Below are 15,385 nucleotides of genomic sequence, written 5' to 3' on the forward strand. Positions count from 1 at the left end.
TTAAGAGAATGAAAGCTTATCTATCTATATATACTAATAGCACGGTTGAATAAATTGATATTTGAGGTAAAATATTATTAGATAATGATTGTTAAATAACAAACGTTGTTACGAGATTATAATTAAATAACTTTTAAAATATAATATAAGAATAAATTTTATTTAGGTGTAAATTATAGGAGGTCATGTATTATGAAAATTGCAGTAATAGGATGTACGCACGCAGGAACAGCAGCGGTAGTAAATGCAAAACAACTTTATCCAGATAGTGAGATTACAGTTTATGAGAGAAATGATAATATATCTTTCCTTTCTTGTGGAATTGCTTTAAGTGTATCTAATGTAGTAAATGAACCAGAAAAATTATTTTATAATTCCCCAGAAAATTTAAATAACCTTGGTATAAACATGAGAATGAATTATGATGTAACTGATATTGATATGGATGAAAAAATAATCACAGCTACAAATTTAAAGACTGGTGATATAGTAAAAGAAAAATATGATAAATTAATTTTAACCTTGGGATCGTGGCCAATAGTTCCTAATTTTGAAGGAAGAAACCTAAAAAATATATTACTATGTAAAAATTATAGTCATGCAAAAACAATTATAGAGAAATCAGCTGACTCTAAGAATGTAACAGTTGTAGGAGCTGGATATATAGGGGTAGAACTTGCTGAAGCCTTTGAAATGAAAGGTAAAAATGTAACCCTAGTTGATGCTGAAGACAGAATAATGAGTAAGTATCTTGATAAAGAGTTTACAGAAATAGCAGAGAATGAATTTAAAAACCGTGGAGTAAAACTAGCTTTAGGTGAAAAAGTTCAAAGGTTTGAAGGAGAAAATGGTATAGTATCTAAGGTAGTAACTGATAAAGGAAGTCATGAAGCAGATTTAGTAGTACTTTGCATAGGATTTATACCAAGTACAAGTTTAGTAAAAGGAAAATTAGACACTCTTCCAAATGGAGCAATAATAATAGATGAATATATGAGAACTAGTGTTAAAGATGTATTTGCAGCTGGAGATTGCTGTGTTGTAGAATATAATCCAGCAAGGGATAAGAGATATATTCCTCTTGCAACTAATGCTGTAAGAATGGGAACCTTAGTTGCTAAAAATCTAGTAAACCCAACTCTTAAGTATATGGGAACTCAAGGTACTTCAGGAATAAAGATATATGATAAATGTATAGCTTCAACAGGTTTAACAGAAGAGGTTGCTAAGAAAACCACATCTATGGAGATTGACTCAGTAATGGTTAGTGAAAATCATAGACCAGAATTTATGCCAACCTATAAGGAAGCAACCATAAAGCTTGTTTATGACAAAGCTACAAGAAGAATTCTTGGAGGACAGATTATTTCTGATGAAGATTTAACTCAACACATGAATACCCTATCTGTAGTAATTCAAAATAACATGACCATAGAAGAACTGGCAATGACAGATTTCTTTTTCCAACCACACTTTAATAAACCATGGAGCTTATTAAATACTGTAGCTCTTAAAGCACTAAAGTAATATATAAGTTATATTATATATAATTTAAAAATAACTCATCATAATTAATATGGTGAGTTATTTTCATAGTAAAATAGATTACTTTGATAAATTAAATAAAAGTAATGAGATAACAGTTAAAGTTTCTATGAAGTCTGTTTATTAGAGTTAGATTCGCTGGACCTACAATTATTATAAAAATTATTTAAAAAATTATAAACTTCTCCTGAATAAAATTTATCACTAGTATTTTTATCCATCTTGGACAATAAGACTTGGCGAGTAATAATATCATTTAGATTAACTTCTTTGCAATTTTTCATAATATCGTACATTATCATAAAAGTCGTAGTTCTTTCAAGTCCTTCATTACCATGGAAATGAAGCCAACTGCCCTCAGGTTGATTTTTTACAACTTCCATAAAATAATTTACCATAGCCTCTGTAGGTAAATTTTTATATGTTACAGGAATACGAATATAAGATAATGAATAAGATTCAGACTGCTCAGCTTCATTTTGAACCTTTGAAGGTATAATTACATCTTTAAAACCCTCTAAAGCAATAGCTTTATTAAGTGGAATAGATTTTAATCTAGAGTTTTCATCAGCAATGATTTCATTTACTGTTAAGCTTCTATTTGCATCGTTGTTAGCATTTTGCCAACTTACAGGAATACCGTCAATAAATCCATGGGATTCTTCTCTTAAGTCAATAATGGTTATAGGCAAATCATTACCTATAGAATCCTTCATTAAAGGAACTCCAGTTTTAGAAAATTGGCCACTACCAGAAATATTAAGCTTATCTAGACCAGACAAATTTATATTTTCTGAAGGAGTAATTTTATCTGTGCTCTTTCTAAAATATTTTGGTAATTCAAAAGCAGTTGGAGAATCAACTGTTAACTTTACATCTGGAATAGGAGTAGCATAACATACAACATAATTAAAGGATAGAATTATAGTTAAAAAAGCAAATAAATTAATCTTTAAAAATTTTTTCATATTTAGACACCACCTATATAATATTTAATTAGTATCTATTATAATTTTACCTATGACATTCTAAATTATTCATAGTAAAATATAGGTATTATTGGTGTAGTGATAGTATATTTTAATGTAAAACTATACAAATAGATTAATATAAAACTATTTAAATATGAAACTATTTAAATATGGAACTATAAAACTAGAAAAATAGTTAACTATGAAACTATATAACTATATAACTAGTTAACTATTTGTTCTGTTCATGCGGGTTTCAGAGATTTTACTGCTCAAATAGTATTATGAACTTATTAGTTAAATTAAAAAAATAGGAGGAAATTTAATGAATATAACATTGATAACTGTAGGAAAAATAAAAGAAAAATATTTAAGAGATGCCATAGATGAATATTCTAAAAGATTATCAAGATACTGTAAGCTTGAAATAATAGAACTTCAAGATGAGAAAACACCAGATAATGCATCAGAAAAGGAAGAACTTCAAATAAAGGATAAAGAAGGGCAAAATATATTATCAAAAATTAAAGATAATGCTTATGTTGTAGCTATGGATTTAAAAGGAAAACAAATTTCATCTGAAGAATTTGCAAATTTCATAGATAACTGTGGATTAGAAGGAAACTCTAATTTAGTTTTTATCATAGGAGGAAGCTTAGGTCTATCAGAACAAGTTATTAAAAGAGCTAATTACAAAATATGTTTTTCTAAAATGACCTTTCCCCATCAATTGTTCAGAGTAATGCTTCTAGAACAGATATATAGGGGATATAGGATAATAAAGGGTGAACCGTACCATAAGTAAATGAGGAATTTACTAAAATTGGATAGTGGAATTAAAATATTATGTTAACATCATATTACAGAATAAAAGTTAGAGGAATACTTAAAGTAAATTTTTAAGTATTCTTTTTTATATTTTTTTGGAATATCTAAAAGAAGCAAAATATAAAGAATATTTAGAAGAAGAAAGATTACTAGAAGGAAGTTGTACAGGAATCAGAAGAAATAATAATATTATTAAATCAAGATAGAAATTAAGAGTAAATAATGTGGTTCTAAATTAATTGGCGGTATGGATAGATATCATTTTTTTATTGATTAATTTGCATTTATTTACTAAAGTATAGAAAATGTGTACCATATTGTAATATAATATAGAATGTATACATATTTAGAATAAAAATGTAAGAATGAATAATGTAAATTTTGATTTGAGGTGTATAAAAGGTGGATAGAATGTATGTAGAACAAATTAAAGAAGAAGCTATGAAAAATGAATTAAATGAGTGTAAGAACAAACCACCATACTTGGATGAATTCAATTTTCCTTATTCACAGATGGATGATCATATATTTGAAATCTTGCTTTATTATATTTTTAAAGAAGATATAATAAATAAAGGTGAATTTAGCTGGAAAGATGAATACCAAGTTTTTGATGATATAAGGTTAATGAAAGAAGGATCAGATGAAGGAAGAGATTGTACATTACATTTAAAAGGGGATGCAGTTGGTGTTATTCAATGTAAATGTTATGGTACTGACATTACTAAGCCTCAGGTTGCTAGAGAAATAATAAAGCTTATTCTTTTTTATTTAAATGGTAATAAGGAGTTAATAAGTGATATTAATAACTTCACTTATTACTTTGTAGCAGCAAAAGACTTTAATAAAGAAGCTGCAACCTTAATTAATGGATTTAATAAAAATATACTGGAAGAAAATGAATTAAAGGCATGGGTGAATCAAGTAATTGATAAGTACAAGACTATAAATTGTAAGTATGAAAATATCAAAGAAGATTTAGAAAAAATTTTAAAGAAAATTAATGTTAATATGATTACAGAAGTTGATTTACATAGATTATTGTGGACTAAATATCAACATATAGCTAAATTATTCTTTAAATTAAAGGAAATTTTTGTTGAAGACATAGAATTTAATGAGGCTTTAAATCGTATATATGAAGATATAAATTCACGAGAAATGTCACTAGTACTAAAAACTGAAATATCACAAGTAACAAAAGAAATCGTGGAACTTTATGATGAAAGAGGCGAAAAAGAGTTTACTAAATTTATTAATTCGATAAAAATGCCTTTTCCAAAATTGAGGTTTGGAGTAAATAATAAAATTAAATATAAAGAAAATATATATAATTTAGCTAATATAATTATTCATGTAGCATTAATGTATAGAGCATTTCCTCAAATTGAATTACAAGGTGAGGTTGGAAAAGCAATAAAGATTTCTGATGATAGATATATTACATATTTATATTCAGAAAAAAATGAAAGTTATAAGACTATTATTTTAAATCTTATAAAATATATTGAAGGAAATCATAAATATCAACTTAAAGGAATAAAAGATATAGTAGTGGGTAGTTCATGTGCTAAATGTGGTCAAGCAAGTAATCCAGGAGCAATCTTTGATATCAACGGAATACTAAAGCAATTTACTAAAGCTGATGAAGATGGAGATAAAGAAGAATTTACAAAGTTAAGAAATAAATATGAGTTTAGTTTTCATTGTAGGAATTGTCTAGAATTTGAATGGAAAAATTCTATAGATGAAGTTACAAGTACATTAACAAGAACTATAGGGGGGGATTATTGTGGAGAATGAAGAAATATATAAGATTCTAAAAGAAGAGATTGGTGATAACTTCATAGAAGAAATTCCAAGTGAATTAAAGTTTATTGATAAATATTATATTGACAAAGAAAGAAAAAAGTTCATTTTTATTTGTAAGGTATTTGAAAGTGAACAAGAATTAATTAATAAGTGGGAATATTACCAAGATGAGGAAATTGCATTAATACTACAAAATAATACATTTAAGAATGATGATATTCGTTGGGACATGTATTATTTATTAATATATAAAGGTGATAAGCATATTGATGAATTAAAAAGTTATGAGATTGAAAGAGATAGATTCTGTTGTAAAAAGATAATTATAAATGCGCAAGCAGAGATCTTATTTAAAAGAGATTTAAAATGTAAGTTTCCATTAACCAATATATATTCAATATTTAATGAAAAGGTAGATGTAGCTAATGATGATTACTTTTTGGAAAGCATAACACAAAAATCTAATTTAGATGCAAGAAAAGTTTTAGAAGTATTAAAGTATAATAAATAATTTAGAAAATAGATAATTATAAAAGAAACATTTGAAAGGGTGATGATAAGATGTCACTTATTGAAATTTTTAAAGTTACTGTAAATCATTTTAGAGGATATAGGGAGGAAAAAACTTTTAATCTTGAAAATGGAGCAGAAGTTATTATTTTAGCAGGTCCTAATGGTTTTGGAAAGACTTCAGTTTTTGATGCTATTGAATGGGGATTTACTGGAAAGCTATCTAGATTTGAAGAACCAAATGAAGAAAGGAATAATAGTTGTTTTATTAATTTTCAACCGTTTGAACGTACTGGAGAAGTATGTATCGAATTTGGGAATAGCGATTCCAGGTACTATCTTAAAAGGGAATCAACATATGTACAATCAGATTCCACAGATTATAGTTCCAAAAAGTCTAATCTATGCGTAACAGGTGATAAGATTGGTACTGTGTATAATGATAAGGCAGTGGAATTTTTAAATACATTATTTATTAAAGAAGAATGGATAGGGAAGGTAGACTTTACAGAAATTTTTAGTAGATATCATGTACTAACTCAAGACAAAATTAAGAAGTTTATACAAGGATTAAAAGGGCCAGATAGATATAAACAAATTTCAATGATGGTTGGAACACAAAGATTCTACTCATATAAAAATTTTTTTGAGAAATTTGCAAAAACTTATAAAGATAATTCAAAAGTAATAAATGATAAGAAAAATAAAAAGCAAATTGAAATAAATAGTATAAAAGAGCTAATTCATAATGATATAAAAATTAATATTGGAAATTACAAAACAATTGAGGAGTGGATAGATTATTTAGTAAAAAGATATAATGAAATTATAGGACAATTAAATATAGAAAATTATAATACTAACAAAGACTTAAATCTTCTAGAAATAATAGCTGATTTAAAGGCAGATATTATGCAAAATCAAGAAAAATTCAAAAGCACAAAACATAAGAATGTTAATTTCAAGGAAAAATTATTGGAGATAAAATATAATTCAAAAGAATACAAGGATTACAAATCTAAATTTGAACTGTATAATAGCATTTTGCCTTTTGTGGATATGGGTCATAAGTTACTGCATTTGCAAAAGCAATTACCTCTATATAAGGAATATAATGAAATTAAGCAAAAAAATGATGTGAGTACGTTAAAAATTACTAATGAATTAAAACAAATACAAATATATTTACTTAAATTTACAACAATGTATAATCAAATTGACTTTATTTTAAATGAAGTTAATATAGAAAAGCGTCATGAAAATAATTTAGAAAAACTATTAAGTAATGAGATAAACTTATTACAAAACAATATACCTCAGTTTGATGATATAAATGAAGTTACTATAGATAGCAAATCAATTTCTTTTCATGGATATAAACAACCTGCGAGTATAGATATACAAGAAAAAATGAATTTAAATGATTTTGTTAAGAATAGTATTGATTTTTATAAAGATAACATAAATCAAATCTTAAGTAACTGTTTAGGCTTTGAAGAAAATGCATTAGAAATAAAAAAGAAAATTTCAAATTTAGATAATGATATTAAAAATTTGAGCAAACTTGAAAGTGATATCAAGAACATATTGACAGATTCATTAGTATATATTAAAAATGATACTCCTAACAATGATGGTAAAGTGAACTGTCCTGTATGTAATAGTAATTTTAATAAAGATGCATTTGTTGAAAATATAGAGAAGAAATTGATAAATGATAATCAAGAGCTTTCACTAAAAATGAAGAATAAGTCAGAATTAGAAGTACAATTAAAAAATTATAAAGATAAAATTGCTAAGTCAAAGGAAGAATATAAACAACATAATATGGAATTTATAGACAAAATTAATGGAATTAAAAATGCAATAATCTTATTAGGACAAGTTCTTAGAAAAAAAGAAAAAGATTTCACTGATAAAATTAAGAATTTGAATGAAGAAGGCATAAAAGTTCAAGAAAAACAATCTAGTGTTATGGCATTAATAAATTCATTAAATTTAAATCGTGATAATGCTAATGTACTAGAAAGGGAATTAGGAGAAAAATTGGAAGATGTAAATAATAGCTTAAATCAAAGAGGGTTTAATCTTGCCTCTTTACAGGTTGATGATTTACAAAAAATTATTAAGAATTATAATCAAAAAGTTATTAGTTTCGAGGAAACACTTAAGCAACTTGAAATTAATGTAGTTAATATTGAGGAGGATATAGAAAGTAAAGTTACAGAAATAAATTGTAAAATTATTTCTTTAGAAAATTATGAAAATGATCTGAAATATTTAGAGGAAAATTTTAATGAAGCTCACAAAGAGTTATCAAACTCAGAGAGGGTAAAAAAGTTAAAAGTATTAGAAGAACAATATATAGAGTTAAAATCTGAAGAAGAATATAACGTAAAATGTTTTGAAGCTTTAGAAAAACTTGTAGAATCTTCTACAGAAGCTATACAGGAAATAAGCCAAGACATACTTATTCAGCATCAAGAATTTATCAATACTATCTATAAAAGAATTAATCCACATCCATTATTTACAGAAATAGAATTTAACTTTGATAAAAATAACAAAGGAACAGATACCTTAAGTGTTAGTTGCGTGAATAAGAATTTTAATAATAAAGTTAATCCTGCATTTACTTTCAGTTCAGCCCAAGTTAATATAGTAGCCGTAAGCATATTTCTCGGGATGGCTCTAAGACAGCAATGTTCAAATCTTAAAACTATTATGTTGGATGACCCGATACAGAATATGGATGACTTAAATGTTATCTCATTTATAGATATTTTAAGAAATTGCCTATCAATAAATAAAACTGAAATTAATACTAAGCAGATAATCATTTCAACTCATGACCAAGACTTCTATAAAATAATGGAAAAGAAATTTAGATTTGTTGAAAATAAGTCATTTGAATTTATAGGTTATAATAATAAAGGGCCAGAAATTGCAGGATTAGAGAGTTAGTAGAAACTTTGCAAAGGGAAATTGGTAATATAATTAATATTTATTATTAATAGTGATACTTTCAAATATGTAATATGTAATAACATAAAATATAAATATATATTATAATAGTAGAATATTAAGGAATATTTAGAGCAATAAGAGCTTTAAGTATTCCTTTTTTCATTTCAAGGAGGTAATAATAAAGATGATAAAACTGTACAAAAAAGATGAACTAGAGAAATTAAAAGCAAAATACTCAAAGAAAGTGTTAAAAGGGGCTGATGAAATAATAAGAGTATTGGATGAGAACTATGGAGCTAATAGGGATGTGGACAAAGAACTTGGAGGGTGAATATTTCAGTCGTTCAGAGCGAGCCTGTACGGAGTACGTTGAGCCATGTTCACGCATTTATTGAGCCACCCTCACGCTAAAAGAGCCACTTGGACTAACGTGAGGATGATTTTTTTACTTTTTAATACCTTTGCGTTTACGCATAGAATCTTCACCTTTAATTGTTATTGTATAAGAGTCATATAAGATTCTATCTAGTATAGCATCTGCCAGTGTTCCTTCCCCAATTTTAACATGCCATGCGGCAGCTGAAAATTGTGAGCAAAACACTGTGGATGCTACCTTATGTCTAGATTCAACTATATCTAAAAGATCCCTAGCTTCGCTATCAGTAAGTGGAACTAAACACCATTCATCAAGAATTAGTAGACTAACCATTTTATATTGTTTTACTACTTTTTGATAAATTCCTTCTCCCCTTGCAACCGCAAGTTCGTTTAATAAATCAGGAAGACGTATATACTTAACAGTATAGAAGTTTATACAAGCTGCTATGCCGAAGGCAGAAGCAATATAAGTCTTGCCAGCTCCAGATGCTCCGAGAATTATTATATTATGCTTTTCCTGAACATAATTACAAGTTGATAATCTAATTATTTCAGCTTTATCTAATTGCTTATCGGCATGGTACTCTATATCTTCAACACATGCACTCGTAAAGTGAATTTCTGATTTTTTTATGAGTCTCTCAAGTTTATTATTCTTTCTTCTATCCCACTCATTATCAACTAATAATCCAAATCTATCTTCAAATGATAATCCTTTAAATGAGGAATCTTCAAGTTGGTTTCTATATGATTCTTCCATTGAGTTTAGTCTCATTTCATTTAGTTTATTTATAGTACTCTCATTAATCATTTTTAAAACCTCCCATAATATTCAGCACCTCTTATAAAGCCTTCCGGTAATGGTGTCGAAGTTTTAGGAGTGTCATCTATATTAAGCTTATCTTGACCAGTTTTTAAGATGGTTTGAACACTTTTAAAGTTTGGTGTAGCTGTATATGACAGAGCTTTTTTACATGCTACCTCTAATCTACTTAGGGAGTACTTATCTCCTAACTTTAGTAGAGCCATGCAACTTCTATATCCTTGTTGCTCAACTCTATGGATTCAACTACAATTGTTGTATTAGGACCTACCCTTTCAGCCCATGAAATAAATCTATCTGAATTCAAAGTAGTATAGTTTCTGTGATTTTCAGGCATATGTTCAATGTTAGTGCTATATTGTCCTGAATGTCCATATAACCTCATATGTGAGCAAACTCTTTGATCATTAAAAAATACCTCTATTATATTTTTAGTTACTCTAACATCTACTTTATGCTTTATATATTCATAAGGAACACTGTAAAACATAGTGTCTACCGATATATGATAATTAAATTGAACTGTTGCAACCTTCCACGTTGACATCTCATATTGTCGTTTAGGTAATGGAAGCAATGCTGACTTTTCTTCTTGAATAAATACACTCAATCTACTACCAGGTTTCTTTTGAAATGGCTTACTATTAAATTCATGTAGTTTTACTGAAATTGCTTCATTAAGTTCTATTAGCGAAAAGAACTTATGATATAGTAGAGTTAGTACAACAGAACAAGCAGCAGAAGGTTATAGTATTGAGGAACAAGAACGTTTATTACGAAAGTTTTGTGAGGATAATAACTATACTATATTCAAAGTATACTCAGACAGAGGTATTAGTGGTAAATCAATAAAGGGAAGACCTGCATTGAAGGAAATGCTAAAAGATTCAGAAGAAAAGAAGTTTGATATAGTTATTACATGGAAAATTAATAGAATAGCAAGAAACACTTTAGAGTTACTTCAAATAGTGGACTTGTTAGAGAAAAATGGCATAGCATTTAAATCATATTTTGAGAACTTTGAAACAGAAACACCAATGGGAAAGTTCTCATTACAAATGATGGGAGTAGTTGGAGAGCTAGAGCGTGGAACAATAGCTCAGAATGTAAAGATGGGAATGTTAGGCAGAGCTAGAGAAGGTTGCTGGAGTGGTAATATTTTACTGTGATGCAATTTGAAGGGAAAATATGGTTCGACTAATAAAAAGAGAAAAGATACAGAGCTTGTTATAAATGAATCAGAAGCAGAAATAGTTAGAACTATTTTCTCTATGTACTCAGAAGGTAATGGCTATAAGGCAATAGCAAATGACCTAAATAAATTTGGATACACAACTAAAAGAGGTAATCCGTTCTCGGTCAATGTCATAAAGGACATACTAAAAAATCCAGTGTATATAGGAAAGATAAGATACAATGGATTACAAAATTGGAGTGAGAAAAGAAGAAGGCATAAAAATCCTAATCCATTGTTAGTAGATGGTATTCATGAAGCAATAATAGAACAAGAGCTTTGGGATAAGGTACAAAAAATGATGGAAGATAGTAAGGGAAAACCTTCTAGGATATATGATGGTGAATTTCCACTCACTGGAATCTTAAAATGTCCTGTATGTAATTCTGTGATGGTCATCATGAGAAGTTCGAAAGCAAGAAAAGATGGAACAAGACATAGGATAGAATACTATTGTTGCGGTGCTTGGAAGAATAAAGGTACAGCAGTTTGCAATAGTAATTCAATCAATGTCAATAAAGCTAATGACTATGTGTGTGGTAAGCTATCAGAACTACTAAGTAATGACAAGTTAATGAAAGATATAGTAGTAAACATAAATTCAACTAGAAAAGCAATGGTAGATCCTTCAAAAGATGAACTAGAAAAGATTTCGAAGGAGCTGGAAAAGGTAGAAGTTAAGAAGAAAAAGGTATTTAAGCCTATGAGGATGACATAATAACTAAAAAAGATTTCTCAGATAGAATGGCAGAGATAACATCAAGAGAGGAAATGCTCCAACAGGAAGTAAACAACCTAAAGAGCAACATCCTAGATGATGGGGTGCAGGAGGTTTCATATGAGTTTGTAAGAGAGATACTGTCAAGTTTCAGTAAGATGTTATCGGAGTTGCCATCAAGGGAACAACAAAAGAGACTATTGCACATGCTGATTTCAAAAATAACCATAAACAAACTAGAGATATAGAATTAATAGAGCTTAATATAAATGATAACTTAATAAGTTACCTAAGTAATGGAGGAGGTTCTCCTTCTTATTTTGTTTCTAGAAGAAAGTTGATGATAAATCCTGTAAATATAAGGATTTGTATATAATAATGAAGAAAAATTGTAAAATAATGTTTGAGATATGTTATAATTAACTCATTAGGAACTATAAATTGTAATTTGTCATGAAGATTATTTATATTTGAAGGAGGTAGAAGCATATGCAAAAAAAACATGATACATATAAAGTTACTGAATCTGAATTCAAAGAACTAATTAACGACGGAGATGATACTGTATTCTTAGAATATGATAGGTCAACAGGTATTCTTACTGAAGACGGTTATATTGAATTGGATGGCGAGGACGAAGAAATTATTGGCAAAGAACTTATCAATTCCTTTATCGATGGCGACAGCGATACTATGTATGCACGAAATGATAAACTTGGTATAAATTACGAATTTACTCGCTTTGAGAGCAAGAAAAAGTAAACCGGCGATATGCGTAACAAATGATAAGTATACATACTATCATCATAATCCCCATTGTTGTCAAAATTACCTTTATCGTCGAGATTGCGAGAATAACATGAAGCTGATAAATTAGAATTTGTAAAGGAAGATATGTATGCGTTTAGTATGTAATAGTATAAAGTCAATGGAATAATTATATAAGCAGAGAAAATGCACTAAGTATCATAATGTTAGACCGTAAAATTGGTATTAAAATAGATAAAATAATGACACAATCAAAAAGTTTAATAGAATTATTTTAAGGAATTCAACCAAAGCAATCATAGATAAATAAGAAACATTTAGAACTCATCGCTACATTTGAAAGGATAAAATTGGTGCTATTATGAATTTACAAGAATTTCTAGAATCAATAGAAAGTGATTACTTATATTTATTGTATAAGGAATTTAATAATATTTTCCCGGGGTGCTGTATTGAAGCATCGAATGTTTTATGTGGTTTTATTCAGTTGTTTTATGATGCAACTTTTGTACAAAAATATATCGCTAATGTACCTTATCCACATAGTTATATATCAAATAGTAAAGGTATAATTATAGATTTTACATCGTTTCAATATATTCAAAGAAATGGGTATGAGGATGTTACAAAGGAAGCTTTGCTTAATATAGCAAGAAAATGTGAATGTTTTCCTGTATCATCAAATATTTATTTGGGTAATACAGTCACAGAAAATAGTGTAAATAGTAATTTTAATGTTATCGATATTCCATGTTTTTATATAGAGGATGAAAAGCTATTAAGGGAAAAATATACTTCAGCAGATTTTATTAAGTATTGTAATAACTATGCTACTAAGATAGGTGATATAGTATCTGATTATATAAATTACAATGTGATGCCAAATCTTTAGAATCTATAATTATAATCAATAATAGATATTAATACCTTATCAAAATTTTATGAATGAAAGGTGATCAAATGAAATTAGAATTTAACAGAGTAATTGCATGAAAAACAATAGATGAAATTATTTTGTTTAGAGAAATGGCAAATTTGTTTAATACAAATATAAGTAAATGTACATATGTAGATGAAGTTCATGGTAAAAGGGGAATGATAGAATTTAGTTCAAATTACTTACTGTCTAACAAAAAAGTTAAAATTTCAGATTTACTATTACTTACTTTTGATAGATATACGAAAGAATTGAGGGTTTGCTTCTGCAAGCAAAATATAGACATGGGATGATAAAGAAATTCTTTAATTTTAATGCAAATATATTTCAATGGTAATTGCTTTTGGATAGGCCTAATATTACTAGTACACGATTTCCAAATAATATGTTGAATTTTAGAAATAATTACACTAGCATAACTGCATATGGGATATTCTATCATGATAATACAGGTAGTATAGATTTTTTATATACAATTCCAAGGTATATTAATTCAAGTACAAGAATCACAATACCAACTGCGAGATGTATAAGAGCTTATAGATTTAATCAACCGTGTACAAATCCTAATAGTTCTTGTACCGGTGGTATTCTACCAAGTGAGGCAATTTCTACATGTTCAGTGGATACATTTGAGAAACAAGTTTTAAAGTGTAAAATAGGTACTCCAATAACATCTTCTATAGCTCCATATATAGTAAGTTTATTGAACTCTATGAGAAGTAGTGCTCATGATTCTTCTATAATAGATGAATTGTTAAATTATATTGATTCTAATAATGAATATTTCAATGAAACCATTACACATGATTATAATCCTGCTGCATTAATTGTTATCACAGATAGTAGTCTTATTGATGATGTTACTGCTACTAATTGTTAATGAGGAATATGGGTTCTAATGATTACTTAAATACCAGATAAATTCAAATTTGTAGAGTTGGTTAGAAGTTTTATTAAAGATAATAAAAGTGCTATCACTTACTACTGATACGCCGAACCGTACCATAAGTAAGCCTCTAAATCTTTGATTTAGTTAGACGAACTTACTCAGCGAACGAAGTGAGTCGAGTTTCCTTTAAGACCAAGTGAGATTTATAGCCTTAGGTGTTGATATAACTTGAATAAGGCTTTTTTACAAGTAAAAACAACGTATCATAAGCAATAGTATATTTACAAAATATGTTATAATGAAAAGTGAATAATAGTAAGTAAAAGATAAACAGTAATTTGTGGAGGAGATAAGATATGGCTTCTAGTCAAGAGTATTTAGATTTTATTATTGGGCAATTAGATACGCTGGACGATATTTCCTTCAGAAAAATGATGGGAGAATATATTTTATATTTTCAAGGAAAAATTTTTGGTGGAATATACGATGACCGGTTTTTGGTTAAGATAACCAAGACAAGTAGACACTTGATGCTAGGAGCAATTGAAGAGTTGCCTTATGATGGGGCAAAACCAATGTTTTTGGTTGACGATGTTGATAATAAAGAGTTTCTATATCAACTGATTACAAAAATGTATGAAGAACTTCCTGCTCCAAAAGTAAAAAAGTAATTTTTGAATTCTAATTTATGTGTTAGTTAAAGATTTTTAAATAGAAAAAATTATTTAGGTTTATTTTTGATAAAAATTTGATATAATATAAGTAAGATTCTAAATCTATGATTTAGTTAATCGAACTTATGCAAAGCTAAATAAGAAATGCAGATAATAAAAAAGTAGAGTGCGCTAACACTCTACTATATACAATTCTAGTTGCTTAGGCAACTGGTATCACATATTTTTATGGTAATAAAAATAGTAGCTTCCAAATTGCGCGTGGGGCTACTATTTTTTTTGATATTTTATCTATAAGTAACACCATAGTAAGCGTCAAAAAGTAGAT

17 protein-coding genes are annotated in these 15,385 nt (G+C 27.9%); 13 read left to right on the plus strand and 4 right to left on the minus strand.

Annotated elements, in window-relative coordinates:
* Window positions 1–192 precede the first annotated feature (192 nt).
* Window positions 193–1,527, plus strand: coding sequence for an FAD-dependent oxidoreductase (locus B2P65_RS07525; RefSeq protein ID WP_346879889.1), 1,335 nt, complete (start codon window positions 193–195; stop codon window positions 1,525–1,527).
* A gap of 125 nt (window positions 1,528–1,652) precedes the next feature.
* Here the strand turns inward: B2P65_RS07525 and B2P65_RS07530 are convergent, their stop codons facing one another.
* Window positions 1,653–2,513, minus strand: a complete 861-nt coding sequence (locus tag B2P65_RS07530; protein ID WP_346879890.1) for a fused DSP-PTPase phosphatase/NAD kinase-like protein — start codon at window positions 2,511–2,513, stop codon at window positions 1,653–1,655.
* Window positions 2,514–2,841: 328 nt separating this feature from the next.
* Here B2P65_RS07530 and rlmH point away from each other — a divergent pair, with 328 nt between their 5' ends.
* The 5 genes from rlmH (at window position 2,842) to B2P65_RS07555 (ending at window position 8,964) form a co-directional block, all read left to right on the plus strand.
* Complete coding sequence (gene rlmH / locus B2P65_RS07535; protein ID WP_346879891.1) at window positions 2,842–3,321, plus strand: 23S rRNA (pseudouridine(1915)-N(3))-methyltransferase RlmH; 480 nt, start codon at window positions 2,842–2,844, stop codon at window positions 3,319–3,321.
* 425 nt (window positions 3,322–3,746) lie between these two features.
* Window positions 3,747–5,147, plus strand: coding sequence for a hypothetical protein (locus B2P65_RS07540; RefSeq protein ID WP_346879892.1), 1,401 nt, complete (start codon window positions 3,747–3,749; stop codon window positions 5,145–5,147).
* Complete coding sequence (locus B2P65_RS07545; protein WP_346879893.1) at window positions 5,137–5,667, plus strand: ABC-three component system middle component 1; 531 nt, start codon at window positions 5,137–5,139, stop codon at window positions 5,665–5,667. The genes B2P65_RS07540 and B2P65_RS07545 overlap by 11 nt, the downstream gene beginning before the upstream one ends.
* Window positions 5,668–5,717: 50 nt before the next feature.
* A complete protein-coding gene (locus B2P65_RS07550) occupies window positions 5,718–8,630 on the plus strand; it encodes a hypothetical protein (RefSeq protein ID WP_346879894.1) in 2,913 nt (970 codons plus the stop codon).
* 187 nt (window positions 8,631–8,817) lie between these two features.
* Window positions 8,818–8,964, plus strand: coding sequence for a hypothetical protein (locus B2P65_RS07555; protein ID WP_346879895.1), 147 nt, complete (start codon window positions 8,818–8,820; stop codon window positions 8,962–8,964).
* A 114-nt stretch (window positions 8,965–9,078) separates the two neighbouring features.
* Here B2P65_RS07555 and istB read toward each other — a convergent pair whose 3' ends face one another.
* From istB to B2P65_RS07570, 3 genes are read right to left on the minus strand one after another with little or no spacing between them, the layout of a single operon-like run.
* Window positions 9,079–9,822: an IS21-like element helper ATPase IstB gene (istB, locus tag B2P65_RS07560; RefSeq protein ID WP_346879896.1), complete on the minus strand. Its 744-nt coding sequence runs from the start codon at window positions 9,820–9,822 to the stop codon at window positions 9,079–9,081.
* 2 nt (window positions 9,823–9,824) lie between these two features.
* Complete coding sequence (locus B2P65_RS07565) at window positions 9,825–10,040, minus strand: hypothetical protein (protein ID WP_346879897.1); 216 nt, start codon at window positions 10,038–10,040, stop codon at window positions 9,825–9,827.
* Window positions 10,028–10,444, minus strand: coding sequence for a Mu transposase domain-containing protein (locus B2P65_RS07570; protein ID WP_346879898.1), 417 nt, complete (start codon window positions 10,442–10,444; stop codon window positions 10,028–10,030). Before B2P65_RS07570 ends, B2P65_RS07565 begins: the two co-directional genes overlap by 13 nt.
* Before the next feature lie 142 nt (window positions 10,445–10,586).
* Here B2P65_RS07570 and B2P65_RS07575 point away from each other — a divergent pair, with 142 nt between their 5' ends.
* The 7 genes from B2P65_RS07575 (at window position 10,587) to B2P65_RS07605 (ending at window position 15,054) form a co-directional block, all read left to right on the plus strand.
* The gene (locus tag B2P65_RS07575; protein WP_346879905.1) at window positions 10,587–11,003 is read left to right on the plus strand and encodes a recombinase family protein; all 417 of its coding nucleotides are present in this window, start codon (window positions 10,587–10,589) and stop codon (window positions 11,001–11,003) included.
* Between the two features lie 6 nt (window positions 11,004–11,009).
* The gene (locus tag B2P65_RS07580; protein ID WP_346879899.1) at window positions 11,010–11,786 is read left to right on the plus strand and encodes a recombinase family protein; all 777 of its coding nucleotides are present in this window, start codon (window positions 11,010–11,012) and stop codon (window positions 11,784–11,786) included.
* A gap of 489 nt (window positions 11,787–12,275) precedes the next feature.
* A complete protein-coding gene (locus tag B2P65_RS07585) occupies window positions 12,276–12,548 on the plus strand; it encodes a hypothetical protein (protein ID WP_346879900.1) in 273 nt (90 codons plus the stop codon).
* Window positions 12,549–12,915: 367 nt separating this feature from the next.
* On the plus strand, window positions 12,916–13,446 hold the full coding sequence (locus B2P65_RS07590) for a hypothetical protein (RefSeq protein WP_346879901.1): 531 nt from the start codon (window positions 12,916–12,918) through the stop codon (window positions 13,444–13,446).
* A 134-nt stretch (window positions 13,447–13,580) separates the two neighbouring features.
* Window positions 13,581–13,784: a hypothetical protein gene (locus B2P65_RS07595; protein ID WP_346879902.1), complete on the plus strand. Its 204-nt coding sequence runs from the start codon at window positions 13,581–13,583 to the stop codon at window positions 13,782–13,784.
* Window positions 13,785–13,834: 50 nt separating this feature from the next.
* A complete protein-coding gene (locus B2P65_RS07600; protein WP_346879903.1) occupies window positions 13,835–14,374 on the plus strand; it encodes a hypothetical protein in 540 nt (179 codons plus the stop codon).
* A 365-nt stretch (window positions 14,375–14,739) separates the two neighbouring features.
* On the plus strand, window positions 14,740–15,054 hold the full coding sequence (locus B2P65_RS07605; protein WP_346879904.1) for a TfoX/Sxy family protein: 315 nt from the start codon (window positions 14,740–14,742) through the stop codon (window positions 15,052–15,054).
* Window positions 15,055–15,385 lie beyond the last annotated feature (331 nt).

It is taken from the genome of Clostridium sp. UBA3061, from assembly GCF_002367465.1.
GTDB lineage: Bacteria > Bacillota > Clostridia > Clostridiales > Clostridiaceae > Clostridium_J > Clostridium_J sulfidigenes.